Origin of the sequence: Sulfitobacter aestuarii (assembly GCF_042685005.1) — a bacterium.
Classification (GTDB): Bacteria; Pseudomonadota; Alphaproteobacteria; order Rhodobacterales; family Rhodobacteraceae; genus Sulfitobacter; species Sulfitobacter aestuarii.
Genome location: NZ_JBHUMP010000001.1, coordinates 55,618 through 69,567 on the forward strand (window position 1 = coordinate 55,618; position 13,950 = coordinate 69,567).

The 13,950-nt window shown below is 65.7% G+C and carries 12 protein-coding genes; 2 read left to right on the plus strand and 10 right to left on the minus strand.

What is annotated here, in order from left to right; translation table 11 throughout:
* Window positions 1-105 precede the first annotated feature (105 nt).
* Window positions 106-543: a MarR family winged helix-turn-helix transcriptional regulator gene (locus ACFSUD_RS00260; RefSeq protein ID WP_386370206.1), complete on the plus strand. Its 438-nt coding sequence runs from the start codon at window positions 106-108 to the stop codon at window positions 541-543.
* On the opposite strand, the gene ACFSUD_RS00265 is transcribed toward ACFSUD_RS00260, so the two are convergent.
* The 6 genes from ACFSUD_RS00265 to ACFSUD_RS00290 are packed head-to-tail and all read right to left on the minus strand — an operon-like array spanning window position 540 to window position 7,603.
* Window positions 540-1,124 carry an amino acid synthesis family protein gene (locus ACFSUD_RS00265; protein ID WP_386370210.1) on the minus strand — a complete coding sequence of 195 codons (585 nt, stop codon included), beginning with the start codon at window positions 1,122-1,124 and terminating at the stop codon, window positions 540-542. The genes ACFSUD_RS00260 and ACFSUD_RS00265 overlap by 4 nt on opposite strands.
* The gene (locus tag ACFSUD_RS00270) at window positions 1,121-1,705 is read right to left on the minus strand and encodes an amino acid synthesis family protein (protein WP_386370212.1); all 585 of its coding nucleotides are present in this window, start codon (window positions 1,703-1,705) and stop codon (window positions 1,121-1,123) included. Before ACFSUD_RS00270 ends, ACFSUD_RS00265 begins: the two co-directional genes overlap by 4 nt.
* Window positions 1,698-2,543 carry a UPF0280 family protein gene (locus tag ACFSUD_RS00275; RefSeq protein ID WP_386370215.1) on the minus strand — a complete coding sequence of 282 codons (846 nt, stop codon included), beginning with the start codon at window positions 2,541-2,543 and terminating at the stop codon, window positions 1,698-1,700. The genes ACFSUD_RS00270 and ACFSUD_RS00275 overlap by 8 nt, the downstream gene beginning before the upstream one ends.
* Window positions 2,540-4,027 (minus strand): 6-hydroxynicotinate reductase, encoded by a 1,488-nt coding sequence (locus ACFSUD_RS00280; protein ID WP_386370217.1) that lies wholly within the window; start codon window positions 4,025-4,027, stop codon window positions 2,540-2,542. The genes ACFSUD_RS00275 and ACFSUD_RS00280 overlap by 4 nt, the downstream gene beginning before the upstream one ends.
* Window positions 4,020-6,767 carry a molybdopterin-dependent oxidoreductase gene (locus ACFSUD_RS00285; protein ID WP_386370220.1) on the minus strand — a complete coding sequence of 916 codons (2,748 nt, stop codon included), beginning with the start codon at window positions 6,765-6,767 and terminating at the stop codon, window positions 4,020-4,022. Before ACFSUD_RS00285 ends, ACFSUD_RS00280 begins: the two co-directional genes overlap by 8 nt.
* Window positions 6,767-7,603 (minus strand): FAD binding domain-containing protein, encoded by an 837-nt coding sequence (locus tag ACFSUD_RS00290; RefSeq protein ID WP_386370223.1) that lies wholly within the window; start codon window positions 7,601-7,603, stop codon window positions 6,767-6,769. Before ACFSUD_RS00290 ends, ACFSUD_RS00285 begins: the two co-directional genes overlap by 1 nt.
* Before the next feature lie 199 nt (window positions 7,604-7,802).
* On the opposite strand from ACFSUD_RS00290, the gene ACFSUD_RS00295 reads away from it, so the two are divergent.
* Complete coding sequence (locus tag ACFSUD_RS00295; protein WP_386370225.1) at window positions 7,803-8,990, plus strand: amidohydrolase family protein; 1,188 nt, start codon at window positions 7,803-7,805, stop codon at window positions 8,988-8,990.
* 7 nt (window positions 8,991-8,997) lie between these two features.
* Here ACFSUD_RS00295 and ACFSUD_RS00300 read toward each other — a convergent pair whose 3' ends face one another.
* The 4 genes from ACFSUD_RS00300 to ACFSUD_RS00315 form a co-directional block, all read right to left on the minus strand.
* Window positions 8,998-9,810: an enoyl-CoA hydratase gene (locus tag ACFSUD_RS00300; RefSeq protein ID WP_386370228.1), complete on the minus strand. Its 813-nt coding sequence runs from the start codon at window positions 9,808-9,810 to the stop codon at window positions 8,998-9,000.
* Between the two features lie 153 nt (window positions 9,811-9,963).
* Complete coding sequence (locus ACFSUD_RS00305; RefSeq protein ID WP_386370231.1) at window positions 9,964-10,608, minus strand: DUF3726 domain-containing protein; 645 nt, start codon at window positions 10,606-10,608, stop codon at window positions 9,964-9,966.
* Window positions 10,605-12,308, minus strand: a complete 1,704-nt coding sequence (locus tag ACFSUD_RS00310) for a hypothetical protein (protein WP_386370233.1) — start codon at window positions 12,306-12,308, stop codon at window positions 10,605-10,607. Before ACFSUD_RS00310 ends, ACFSUD_RS00305 begins: the two co-directional genes overlap by 4 nt.
* A gap of 70 nt (window positions 12,309-12,378) precedes the next feature.
* Window positions 12,379-13,935 carry a BCCT family transporter gene (locus ACFSUD_RS00315; protein WP_386370236.1) on the minus strand — a complete coding sequence of 519 codons (1,557 nt, stop codon included), beginning with the start codon at window positions 13,933-13,935 and terminating at the stop codon, window positions 12,379-12,381.
* Window positions 13,936-13,950 lie beyond the last annotated feature (15 nt).

Here is a 13,950-nt window from a genome sequence, read left to right on the forward strand (position 1 = left end):
AGCTGTCAAACAATTTATCGGCAGGTTTGCGATGGACCGGACCGCCGTTTCATGGGAACATCAATTGCGGATTTTACGCCGCGCGGAACAGGATGGAGAGCCCGATTGCCTGATGAAGCGAGATCGGACCAAGGAGAAGACGGTTACTTTCTGGAGGAGCAGATCGGCTTCAAGCTGCGGCTGGCCAACCAGCGGCATCTGGAGATCTTCAACCGGCTGATGCCCGAGATCACGCCGACGCAATTCGCGGTGCTGGCCAAGCTGCGCGATGCCGGGAGCATCAGCCAGAACCAGCTCGGCCGCTTTGTCGGCATGGATGCGGCGACGACCAAGGGGGTGGTCGACCGGCTGCGCGCCAAGGGGCTGGTGCAATCGGCACGTTCCGGCACCGACCTGCGGCGGCTGGAAATCTCGCTGACGCCGGAGGGCGAGAGTTTCGCATGTCAGGCGGTCGAGGATGCACGCCGGGTCTCGCAGGAGACCCTGGCGCGGCTCAGCCGCCGCGAGACGGAGCGGCTGCTGGCCCTGCTCGACAAGCTCTAGCGCAGCCCGTCCTTGCCCTCGGCCTCATCATGGGTGAGCCCGCCGACCCGGGGCAGCGGACGCCCTGAATCGGTCACCGCGACCGCGACCATGATTTCATTGGCGCGCGGCGCATCGTTGAGCCGCACCTCGATCCCGTCGAAATGGCTGCGCACATAGGCCGCATCCTTGTGGCCGAGCGGCACGTCGAGCGCCTGTCCCGGCCCGCCCATCTTCTTGCTCGACGGCACCAGCGCCGCGCCCTTCTCGACCGCTTTGCGTAGCGGCGCGCCAAGCTTCGGGTGCAGGATCGCGGCGGCATGTTCAAGCTCGCCATTCTCGCCCACCATCGCCGCCTTGCCGTAGCTTTCGGCCTGATCGGGCCGGATGCCCAGCGCGGCGACGCATTTGGTGCCCAGAAGCGCGCCGAGTTCGGCGCCGATCTCCATCAGCTTGCCCAGATCCTCGGTATATTTCCCGGCAAAGGGATTGGCGATCACCGCCACCGAGACGGCCTTGCGGGTGGGGGGCGAGATCTCGCGGCCGATTTCACGGTGGGTTTCCTCGACCCAGGTGGCGATTTTCCTGATTTCCGCGCTCATCTCAGACCGTCCTCCCCTGTGATATCCTCGGCCAGCAATCCGCCCGACCGGCTGTGAACCCGCGCCCCGGTGGTCATCACCAGCACCAGCGCCAGCTCGTCGGCGCGCGGCGCGTCGTTGATGCCGACTTCCATGGAGTCGAAATGGCTGCGGACATAGGAGGCGTCGGTATGGGTCACCGGCACGTCGAGCCTTGTACCCGCCGCGCCAACCTTTTTCGCACTCGGCACGATCGCCTTGGCACCGCCCAGCACCTCGCGCATCGCATAGCCCCCCGGCGCATGCCAGAGCGCGCCATGTTCCAGCTCACCCGCGGCCCCGACGATCGCGCCCTTGCCATAGCCCTCGACGATCCCGGCATCGCCGCCGAGCATCTCGACCAGCCGTTTCGCCATGTCGAGCCCGAGCGGCTTGAGATCTTCCATGAACGGCTGGATCTCCTCCACATAGCGCCCGGCGAAGGGGTTCTTGATCACCGCAATGATCGCGGCGCGGCGCGGCGGCACGTTGGCAGGCGGGCCGCCCTCGTGGAATATCTCTTCGAGCACCGAGGAGATTTTACGGATTTCGACGTCAGGCATATATGGGTTCTTTCTGTCGGATCAGGGAGGGATTTGAGGTCACGATGCGGGATTGCCCGCGCAGGAACAAGGCGGCGGCGTTGATCTGACCGCGCGCGATCATCTGGCGGGCCAGCGTCTCACCGGGTGCGAGGGCTTGTGAAATCTCGACTTCGCTCAGCCTGCCGACATACTGCACCACCGGCGTGGGGCCGAGGTCGCTGTCAGGCTGGACCTCGTTGGCAGGAAGCCGGGCAATTAAGCGATGGCCCGGCAGGTCCACCGCGTTGCCAATAAGGGTTGCGGCGGCATCGGCCTGCGCCGCGCCGCCTGCCAGGACCGTGACGCTTTCGGCGATACCGAGGCTCAGGCTGCGGCCTTGTCGGCCGCTGGTGGCAATGCCGCGCACCGGATCAGCGGCGGCGATCCCGACGCGCCCAAGGTCGCTGCCATCCGGGGCCGCCATGGCGATAAGGAAACGGGTATCGCGGGTGAGATGCAGGGCAATATCGCCGCCGTTGTTGACATAGGCGCGGGTCAGGTCGGCGGCGTCGCTCATTGCTGCCAGCACCTCTTCGGCAACCGCTCCGGCAACTGCGATCATCGGTGTGGTATGCCCGTCCGCATGGGGCATGGCGGCATCATACATCCGCCGCGCAATACCGCCTTGCAGCACCCGTCCGACCGGCTGGCGCAGCAGGTCAAGCTCTGCCGTGAGCTCGCTCAACACGCTCTCGAACCGATCCCGCGCCGCCGCGAAGGCGCGCGCGCGCTGCCCCTCCGCCCCGATGATCAGGTCGATCGGACCATGTTGCAGATGCAGCCGGTCGCCCGGCAGAAGGGCGGCCTGCGGGGTCATCGCTCCGACTGCTTCCAATTGTAGTTCTGCCGGTCGTTCGGATCGGGCTGCAACGCCGCCGGGCCGACCTTGCGGATCTCCGGGGTCATGACTTCGGCCACCGGGCGCACATGCTCCACATGGCCGCCTAAGGTGCCGTAATCCTCGCGCCGCAGGGTGAACTCGATCGGCGCGACCAAGGCGGGAGTCGGCACGTAGCCGAAAGAATTGGTCGGCATGTCCATCACATCCACCATCACCGTGATGCCGCCGCCGGGCCAGACATAGGCCGCCGCACCGCCGCAGGACACATAGGTCAGCGCCTCCTTGACCGAGCGGGTCAGGCGCACCGGGTTTTCCGTCACGCCGGCCCGCAGTGAGCCGCCCGCCCCGCCCATGAACAGCACCGAACAGAGCGAGGGTTCGCAATTCTCCGCGATCCGCTCGGAGACTGCCAGCAGCGGCGCGGTGATCTCGGCAGGTTGCGGTACGAGATCGTCGTCGAGGATGAAATAGGCCCATTGCTCGCCGGTGGTGGAGATCATCAGCAGGCGCAGCCCCGGCCAGGCGGTCTTCGGATCGGCGGGTTTGAGGATGCCCAGCGGGTCTTCGACATCGGTGCCGCCCCAGCCGGTACCCGGTTCGGCAACCTGAAAGTAGCGCCCCGGCGTCGAACGGCGGCCCTTCACCTTGATGCCCGAAGGCGTCATGTCGAGCCCGCGTCCGGCCTCATGCTCGCTCAGCACGCCGGTGATGTGATCATCCACGACGACCACCTCATCGACATGGCCGTGCCATTGCTTGGCAAACATGCCGATGGTCGCGGAGCCGCAGCCAACCCGCATCAGCTTTTCCGGCACGCCGTTGATCACCGGCGCCTGACCGGCCTGCACCACCAGTTCGCAGCCCCCGTCGATGGTCATTTCCACAGGCTCGCGGTTGCACAGTTTCAGCAGCGCATCACAGGTCACCCGGCCCTCTTTCTTGGAGCCGCCGGTCAGGTGTTCGACGCCCCCCAGCGACAGCATCTTGGAGCCGTATTCGGAGGTCATCACATGGCCGATCGCCTCGCCCTCGACCCGCACGATGGCGCGTTCCTCGCCGATGTGACGGTCGGTGTCGATCTTCACCTTGACCCCGCAATAGGAGAAGATGCCTTCGGTCACCACCGTCACCATATCCACCCCCTCGACTTCCTGCGAGACGATGAACGGGGCGGGTTTGTAGTCGGGATAGGTCGTGCCGGCCCCGACCGCGGTGACGAAGGCGCGGCCGCCCTGAATCACGTCGCCGTCCCAGTCCTGCGCGTTGTCGCCCTGATCGAGAAAGGCCACCGCCTTGGCGCCCGATTGAATCACGGTCAGCGGGTCGAGCCGCACCAGTTCACCCGCATGGTTGGCATAGCGGTCGCAGGCGCCGGATTTGCCCTCGGCGATGTAGCACATCACCGGGCAGGCATCGCAGCGGATCTTCTCGGGTTTCGCGGCGGGCTTGTCGTCAAGCATGTCCGGCCTCCTTCAGGGCGGCGCGCAGCCGCGACGGTGTCGCGGGCGCATGGGTGATCCGCGCGCCGGTGGCGTGATAGATCGCGTTGAAGATCGCCGGGGCGGTAGGGATCAGCACATGTTCGCCCAGCCCCTTGGCACCGTAGGGCCCGTGCGCATCGGCGATCTCGATGATCAGCGTGTCGATCGGTGGTACGTCACCGATGGTGGGGATCAGATAATCATGCAGGTTTTCGGTGCGTCCCGGCACAAATTCCTCCATCAGCGCCATGCCGAGCCCCTGCGCGATGCCGCCCTGCACCTGCCCCTCGACCAGCAGCGGGTTGATCGCACGTCCGACGTCATGGGCGGCAGTGAAATGCAGCGGACGGACGAGGCCGAGAGGGATATCGACCTCGACGATTGCCAGATGCGCGGCATAGCCGAACTGCGCATAGGGTTCGCCCTGCCCGTTCGCATCCATCGCCCGGACCGGCGGATCATAGCTTTCCTCGGCGCGCAGCACGTAACCTTCGGCGTCCGGTTCCAGACGGCTCAGGTCGAGCTCTTTGACATGGGTCGCATCTTCGACAAGGAGGCGGCCTGCCTCAAGCCGGATCCGGGCCGTTTCAGAGGCATTGACCTGCCGCAAAATCGCACTGCGCAGCGCCTCTCCGGTCAGCCGTGCCGCATTGCCGGATACGAAGGTCTGGCGCGAGGCGGAGGTCTTGCCCGCGTCGGGCGTGATATCGGTATCGGCCCCGAGCACGCTGATCGCGGCGACCGGCAGGCCGATGGCCCGGGCGAAGATCTGCGGGATCACCGTGTTTGCACCCTGCCCGATGTCCATCGCGCCCTGATGCAGCACGATCTCTCCGGCGGCGGTCAGCCCTGCCTTGAAGCTCGAGGGGTTGGGCAGCGAGGTATTGCCGCATCCATACCAGCCCGATGCCAGCCCGACGCCGCGTTTGCGGGTGTTGTGTCGGGCGTTGAAATCGGCGCAGTCCGACTTGGCCTTTTCCCAGGCCGGGCGCAAAGCCTCAAGACATGCACGGATGCCCACCCCCTGCTCGAATACCTGACCGCAGATCGTCGGCACGCCGTTTGCAAGCGCGTTCTTCAGCCGGAAGTCGAGCGCGTCGATCCCGAGTTTTTCGGCCAGCAGGTCGAAAGCCGTTTCCTGCGCGATGGCCGATTGCGGCACGCCGAAGCCGCGGAAGGCGCCCGACGGCGGGCAGTGGGTATGGACGGCGCGGGAACGGGCGCGATAGTCCTGCAAGGCGTAGGGACCGGAGGCATGGACCGGCACCCGGTTCGCCACGGTTGGCCCCCAGCTCGCATAGGCTCCGGTGTTGAAGTCACCATCAAAGGTCATGCCGCTCAGGCTGCCATCAGCCTTCGCCCCGATCCTGACGCGGATCTGCGCCGGGTGGCGCTTGGTGGTTGACTGCAGCGACTCGACCCGGCTGTAGGTCATCCGCACCGGACGGCCCGTCTTCATCGCTGCAAGTGCAATGAAGGGTTGCAGGGACAGGTCGATTTTCGAGCCGAACCCACCGCCTACCGCTGTCGGCACGATGCGGATCGCGCTTTGGGGCAGGGCCAGCACTTCGGCCAGCGCGGCGCGATCCATGCCCGGAGCCTGGGTGCAGGCATGGACATGCAGCCGCCCCTCCACCATCTCCGCAAAGCCCGCTTCCGGCTCGATATAGGCGTGCTCGACGAAGCTGGTGGTATAGGCGGCCTCGACCACGTGATCCGCTGCCGCCAGGGCCGTCTCGGCATCGCCGCATTGCACCAGGCCGCTGCACATGATGTTGCCGGGGCGTTCCTCGAAAAGCTGCGGGGCGTCCGGATCGAGGGCCGCCGCGACTTCCATCGCCGCCGGCTCCTGCGTCCAGTTCACCGGGAAGCTGGCGAGATCGAGCGCGGCCATCGCCTCGACCTCACCCACCACGCATGCCACCGCCTCGCCGCGGAAACGGACATGGCGCAGAGCGAAGACCGGCTGGTCAATGAAACCGGGGATCACGCCAAAGAGGTTCTGGCCGGGAATGTCGCGGGCGCTGAGCACGCAATATACGCCGGGATGCGCCGCCTGCCAGGCAGCGAGATCGCCGAATTCGAACCGTGCCGCGGGATGCGGGGAGCGGATGACGCGGGCCACCAGCGCAGCCTGCGGGGCGACGTCATCCCCGAAGCGCTCGGAGCCATCGACCTTGGCTTGCCCGTCAAAGCGCGGTGTCGGCTGGCCAAGCTCCTGCGATACCGGCGCAGGGGCGGTTCCATCATGCGCACCAACGACCGCGTCGATGATCTTGCGATAGCCGGTGCAGCGGCAGAGCACGCCGCCGAGCGCATCCTGCACCTGTTCCGCCGAGGGGTGCGGTTCTGCGCGCAGCAGCGCCACGGCGCTGACCATCATCCCCGGCGTGCAGATCCCGCATTGCGCCGCCTGATGCTGCTGGAAGCGCGTCATCAGCGTCTGTGCATCGCGATCCTCCCGCACCAGCCCCGCCAGGGTCTCGACCCTGCGCCCGGCGGCCTGCTGGCTCGCCACCAGACAGGCGCAGACCGGATCGCCGTCGAGCAGCACGGTACAGGCGCCGCAATCTCCGGCGCTGCAGCCTTCCTTGACATCACGCGCGCCGAGCCTTTCGCGCAGGCTTTCGGACAGACGTTCGCCGGGGCGCGGCTCGCATTGCACGTGGTTTCCGTTCAGGATGAAGGCCGTGAGGTCTTTCGTGGCTGGCTTGTCCATCACAGGCTCCGCTCGATGGCCTGCGCAAGCGCGCGGGACGTGGCGGTCATCAGTGCCTCGCGACGGTATTCGGCCGTGGCTCGAATGTCGGAGATCGGCGTGAGACCTTTGAAATGCGCCGACCTGATCGCGGCCGCCACCTCGGCCACCGGCAGGCCTTCCAATGCCTGTTCGAGCGCTGTCATCCGTTGCGCCACCGGCGAGGCTGCGCCGACCGCGACACGCGCGTCACTGATATGCCCCTGCTCGACCACGACCAGCGCCGAGATCATGCAGATCGAGATCACCAGATATTTGCGCGCGCCGAGCTTGACGAAAGCGCTTTGGGCGCGTTCCGGCGGTGCTAGGACATGGATTGCGCTCAGCAATTCATCGGGGCGTCGTGCCGTCTGGCGCACGCCCAGCAGGAACTCCGTCACCTTCATCCGGCGCTGTCCGGTGAGCGAGGTCAGTTCCACCTCGGCATCCAGCATCAACAGCGGTGGTACCCCGTCGGCGGCGGGGGAAGCGTTGCACAGATTGCCTGCCAACGTGCCGGTGTTCTGGATCTGCACCGATCCGACCTCGCGCGCTGCCTGTTGAAGCGCTGAGAATGCGGGCGGCAGATCGGCGCGGATCACATCGCTCCAGGTCGTGGTTGCACCGAAGCGCCAGCAGTTGTCCTGCCGCGTGATCCCGCGCAGAGCCGCGACCCTCGTGAGGTCAAGCAGACGCCCCTTAAAGGGCCGGTGCCCCTGCGCCGGAAACCAGTCGGTGCCACCCGCGATCAGCGATACCGGATCGGCCGCCAGCGCATTCAGGGCCTGCTGCAGGTCCGTCGCAACCACATAGCTCATCCCGTCCTCCCGTCCCCACGGCTTGTCCGCAGGTAAAAACTTGTTGGTACACGAATAAAAGATCGCCAAGTGCCATCCTGTCAAATCAATTCGCATCGCAGCGGCAGCGCGGGCCGCCCCGGCACATCAAACACGCTTGATCGAAGGACGGATTCTGTTAGCGTTCAAACGAAATGTCAGCTTCAGGGAAGGCCGAACCATGTCCGACGCGCCGCGCAAACTGGTGATCCGCAACATCGGCATGATGCTGTCGGGCCGCATGGAAGAGCCGATTCTCGATGCCGATTGCCTGATCGCGCTGGACGGCAGGATCAGCAACTGGGGCAAGGAAAGGGATCTGGATTGCGAAGATGCGGATATCGAGATCGACGCAAAGGGTGTCACCCTCGCGCCTGGGCTGATCGACAGCCATATTCACCCGGTGGTCGGTGATTACACGCCACGCCAGCAGCAGCTGCACTGGATCGATTCAACCCTGCATGGCGGTGTCACCACGCTGATCTCGGCCGGCGAGGTGCATATGCCGGGCCGCCCCAAGGACGTGGTCGGGCTCAAGGCGATGGCGATCGCCTCGCAGCGCTGGTACGAGAATTTCCGCCCCTCCGGGGTCAAGGTCCATGCCGGCGCGCCGGTGATCGAACATGGCATGGTCGAGGAGGATTTCGCCGAAATGGCCAAGGCGGGGGTGAAGCTGCTCGGCGAGGTCGGGCTCGGCACCGTGAAGGATGGCAAGACCGCCGCGCAGATGGTCGGCTGGGCGCGCAAATACGGGATGCAAAGCACGATTCATACCGGCGGCCCGTCAATCCCCGGCTCCGGGCTTATCGATGCAGACATGGTGCTGGAGACCGGCACCGATGTCGTCGGCCATATCAACGGCGGCCATTCGGCCCTGCCTGACGACCAGATCACCTGTCTCTGCGAGAATTGCACCGCGGCGCTGGAGATCGTGCATAATGGCAATGAACGCGCCGCCTTGCTGACGCTCAATACCGCGCGCGAGCTTGGCAAGCTTGACCAGATCATTCTTGGCACCGATGGCCCTGCGGGCTCGGGGGTGCAGCCGCTGGGGATCCTGCGCATGGTGGCGATGCTGTCCTCACTCGGCAACGTGGCGGCAGAGACGGCGTTCTGCTTTGCCAACGGCAATACCGCACGTCGGCGGGAGCTCGATACCGGGTTGATCGAAAAGGGCTTGGCGGCGGATTTCGTGCTGATGGATCAGGCCCAGCATGCGCCGGGCAAGACCCTGCTGGAATCGGTGCAGCTTGGCAATCTGCCCGGCGTCGGCATGACGGTGATCGACGGCGAGGTGCGCTCGCTGCGAAGCCGCAACACGCCGCCCGCCGAACGTCTGCCGGAACTGGTGAAGGGCAGCGTCGCCTGAGAGCGGTTCAGGCTTCGCCGGGGTCGAGCGGTCGCCATTGTGGCCGACGTTTTTCAACAAAGGCACCGATCCCTTCCCTGGCATCGGCGTCGAGCATGTTCATCACCATGACTTCAGCGGTATATTCATAGGCCTGCGCCAGCGGCATTTCGAGCTGACGATAGAAAGCCTCCTTGCCGATCTTCAACGTCGCCGGGGCCTTGGCCGCGATCTGTGCGGCGAGCGCCGTCGTTGCCTCTTCGAGCTGCTCGCCGGGGACGACGTCATTGACCAGCCCGATCCGCTCAGCCTCGGCCGCGTCGATCAACTCGCCGGTGAGCAACATCTTCATCGCCTGTTTGCGCGTGACATTGCGGCTCAGCGCCACCATCGGGGTCGAGCAGAACAGCCCGATATTAACCCCGGGCGTGGCAAATTTTGCCGCGTTGGATGCGATGGCCAGATCGCAGCTCGCCACCAATTGACAGCCGGCAGCGGTGGCGATGCCCTGTACCGAGGCGATCACCGGTTTCGGGCAGGTGACGATGGCCTGCATCAACGCGGCGCAGCTCTGCATCGTCTCGTCGAAAAATTCCCGTCCCGCATCCTCGGCGGCGCGTGCGGCGGTCAGCTCCTTGAGGTCATGACCGGCACAGAAGGCAGGTCCTTCCGCCGCGAGCACGATGACATGGGTCGTGGCGTCATGGCCAAGTTCATCCACGGCGCCACGCAGCCGCGCCAGCATTTCCAGCGACAGGCTGTTGCGGGCGGCGGGCCGGGTCAGGGTGATCCGCGCGACGTTGTCTTTCCGCGTGATGTTCAGGATGTCGGTTGCCTGCATGTTTCCCCCCGGGTTCGATGTATCTGACGGGAGGATAACAAGCCCTGCGACGGCGACGAGGACAAACTGCAGGCGGCGCGAAGATAAAGCGCCACGCCGGAGGCTCGCCGCTGCAGGGAAAATTGCCAAACGCGTGCGATCAGGCCCCGCAGTTCAATCGTTGTCCTGCCCGGCCCCTGCCCCGGCGCGGCTGGCCTCGGTGGCCGGCGCATAGGTCCGCTGCGCGAATGCTTCGAGCGCGCCCAGGGTGACGGTATCGAGCCGACGCCCGACGTCTCCGGCTGCCGGGGCATGGCCCTGCCGCGCCCCCCGTGAAAGTGTCACCGGTCCGGCGCAGGCCACCTCAAGCGCCGCGGCGTCGCCCTCTGCCAGCGTCGCGCCCTGTCCCAGCGAAAGCCGCGCGCCGGGCCATTCCAGCACAACGCTCACCTCCGCGAGCCGCGCCGCCTCTGCCGCGAAGGGCGCCAGCAACAACGGCAGCGCGGTATCGCCGAAAAGCAGCGCCTCGCCCTGCCGGAGCATGTCGGCACGATCGCATATCAGCGACCCGGCGATGACCGGACAGAGCCTGCCGCCGCGCGTCTGCCAGATGCCGTCGCCCAGCTGCGGCACCAGCTCGGCATATTCCTTGCCATCGTTGAGCTGCAGCAGCGCGACCAGCAGCCGCGCCCCCGGGAAACCGGCGTCACAGAGCCAGCGCACCGCCTTGCCCGCCTCCTCGGCCAGCCCCCAGCTCAGCCCGCCGCCGCGGGCGGCCTTGCGTGACAGGGCCTCGATCTCGTTGAGGGAACAGATCACGATGGCGCCTCCGGCAGTTCGGGATAGGTCCAGCCGGCGAAATCCATCTGCGCGACCTCATGCGGGAACGGCGCGTTGCGGAACATGTTGATCCGCACCCAGCGGTCCGAGCGCGGGTCGAAATGACAGGCGCCGAAGAACGACAGCTTGGTGCGCAGCAGGTCGATCGGCAGGATATCGGCGCTGACGGTGTTGTCACGGATCTCCGCATAGGGATAGCGCGCGGCGATCTGTACCCGGCGCAGGATGTGGCGGTGCTCGGGATGGCGCAGCAGGAAGTCGGCGACGGGAGCGTCGCCGGGCTTATCCACCAGATCGCCGTACAGCAGCGCGGCGTCGCGGCCCGGTGCCAGGGGCTGTTCATAGGCGGCCAGCGGTTCGAGATGCCGCTCGCCAAGGCGCGGTTCGAGCTTCTCGGCGGAGACATACCAGGCCCGGGCCTGACTGTCCGGATCGTCCCAGTCGATCTTCAGCGCCCAGGCGTAATCGCTCTCAAGGATCTCGCGCAGTCGGGCGACGCTCATACCCCCCTCGATGCGGAAGGCGCTGCCCTCATCGGCGCTCATGCCGTTCGGGAGATCGTCGATCAATGCGCCATAGGGCTCCATCATCAGCGCCACCAGAAGCTCTTGCCCTTCGAGGCTGAGCGCGGTCTCCGCCCAGCGATAGAGCCGATCCCAGGGCTGCGCTTCGTTGAGGGCGCCGGTCTCGATATGGGCCGCGAGACGATCGAGATCGCTCTTCAGCTCGGTCACCTTCTGCTGCTGCAGCGGATGTTCGGAATGCCAGTCATCGACGTTGCAGCGGCCGCGGCGCAGCATGATGCGAAAGGCGCCCGCCTCGGCCGGGCAAATCGCAGGCAAGGCGCGCACCCGTGCCAGCGCGGTTTCGCGCGCGGCGATCCAGTTGTTGAGCAGGATCGGGTGGTTGATGAGGAAGGGCGCCATGCCGAGCCCGGTCGAATTGCCGATGCCGAAGCGGCGGCGCAGGACCGGCTCGATCTTCACCGCGGTGTCGGGCGCGCGCATCTCGGCGAGATGCTCGATCAGGTCGAGCACGAAGGCGCGGATCAGGAAGACGGTCAGCATCTCGGCCTGGAACGGCGCGGCGAATTCGGGGCGCTCGGCAATGCTTTCGCGGTCGGCGGCGCCGAGCTTGCCAGAGCCATAGACCGCGGTGGTCCGCATCAGGTAGCCGACGGCATCGACCTGCGCGGGATCTGGCTGATCGCCGCGGCTCAGGCAATCGACGACGTAGTCGAACAGCCGAACCGAACGATTGGCGCGCGACACGGTGAGCTCGGTCGCGGTTACCCGCCCGGCCTCCTGCAGCGGCACGTTCTGCGCCAGCCGCTCGATATCGGCCTCGCCGGGCAACCCGTCATAGAGCGTGAAGGTGCAATCCCAAGCGGTGGCGATCACCCGGTCGGACCGCTGTTCGGGCGGCAGGTTATGGGCGAAGGCGACGAGACTGTAGCTGTGGGTCGGGCCGTGCATCGTGTAGACTGCGCGGCCGACGCCCTGTGTATCAATATCGAACTTGCGGCGCTCGAACCGCCAGCTCTCGGCCTTGAGCCGCCGCAGCAGCACCCGCATGAAGGACAGGCGCGACTGATGGAATGACCCCATCCGGGCAAGGCGCATCACGGTTTCGGCAGGACGCAGCGCCACGGTCTCGGGGTTGAGCTGATCGAGTTTCATCGCGCGCCTCCTCTTGCACGGTATCATGGTTTCGAGCCGGGCGACCCTGTCGGACCGCCCGGCGTTGGTATCAGATCGTGCCGCGCCCTTTGGCAATGGTGATGCGCAGCGCATCCCACAAGGTCGGCAGCAACACCAGCGACACCGGCACTGCGGAGATCACTATGAAGCTCTGCAGCTTGCCGACACCGCCGGCACCGAGCGAGATCAGGATCAGCGCCATCAGGCCCATGCCGACCCCCCAGAACACCCGCACCGGCATAGAGGATTTATCCTCGTCCGACATGGCGACCGAAATCACATAGGTCATCGAATCGCCGGTGGTGGCCACGAAGATCGTCGTCAGCACAAGGAACAGCAGCGACACGAAGAAGCCCATCGGCAATTGCTGGGTGATCGCCAGCAGCGCGGCGGGCAGGTTGAACCCCTCGAAGGCGGTTGAGACCGAGCCGGTATTGCCAAGCTCGAAGGCGATACCGGAACCGCCGATGATGGTGAACCAGAAGGTGGTGATGATCGGCGCCACCAGCGACAGCATGATCACGATCCCGCGGATCGACCGCCCGCGCGAGATCCGCGCGATGAACATCGCCATCAGCGGGCCGTACCCCATGAACCAGCCCCAGAAGAAGACGGTCCACCAGCTGAGCCAACCTGGTTCGCCGAACAGGCCCGCCTCGCCGCGATAGAGTGCCATCTGGAAGAAGTTGCCCAGATAGGCGCTGAAACCCGCGAAATAGCTCTTGAAGATGAAGGCGGTCGGCCCGAACACCAGGATGAACAGCAACAGCAGCGCTGCCAGGATCACGTTGATCTTGCTCAGAAGCTGGATGCCGCGGGTCAGCCCGGTCATTGCCGACACGGTATAGAGTGCGACCAGCCCGGCTATCACAACCGCCTGGGTGGTGAACGTGTCGGAGACGCCGAAGAGCGCATTGAGCCCGTAGCTGACCTGCAGCCCGAGGAACCCGATTGGCCCGACGGTGCCCGCGACGACGGCGATGATGCAGGAGGCATCGGCGATCAGCCCGATCGGTCCCTTGATCGCCTTGTCGCCGAACACGGGATAAAGCAGCGTGCGCGGAGCCAGCGGCAGACCCTTTTCGTAGTGATAATGCATCAGCATCACGGTGCTCAGCGCACCGAGGATCGCCCAGGCGAGGAAGCCCCAGTGCATGAAGCTCTGCGCCAGCGCCGGGGTGACCGCTTCGGCGGTGCCCGCTTCGCCCCCGAAGAGCGGCGGCGAGGACAGGAAATGTGCCATCGGTTCACCGGCGGCCCAGAACACGCCGCCGCCCGCGAGCAGCGTACACATGATCATGGAGCCCCATTGAAACACGCTGAATTCGGGGCGCGCGGTTCCGCCCATGATCGCACGTCCGCCCGGCAGCACCACCAGCACCAGCCCCATCAGGAACGTGCCGAGCAGCAGCACCTGCCAGTAGAGTCCGAAATATTTCGCCGAGAAGGCAAAGCCCGTGTCGACCAGGGTCGACAACAGGTCGAGATCGAACAGAGCGATCACGCAGAACAAGGTGATGAAACCGCCGGTTATGGCAAACAGCGGCTTGTTGATATGGCCGGGACTTGGGGCCTGCGCCTCCGCGCGTTGAGTTTGATCCGTCATTCCATTCTCCCTGTC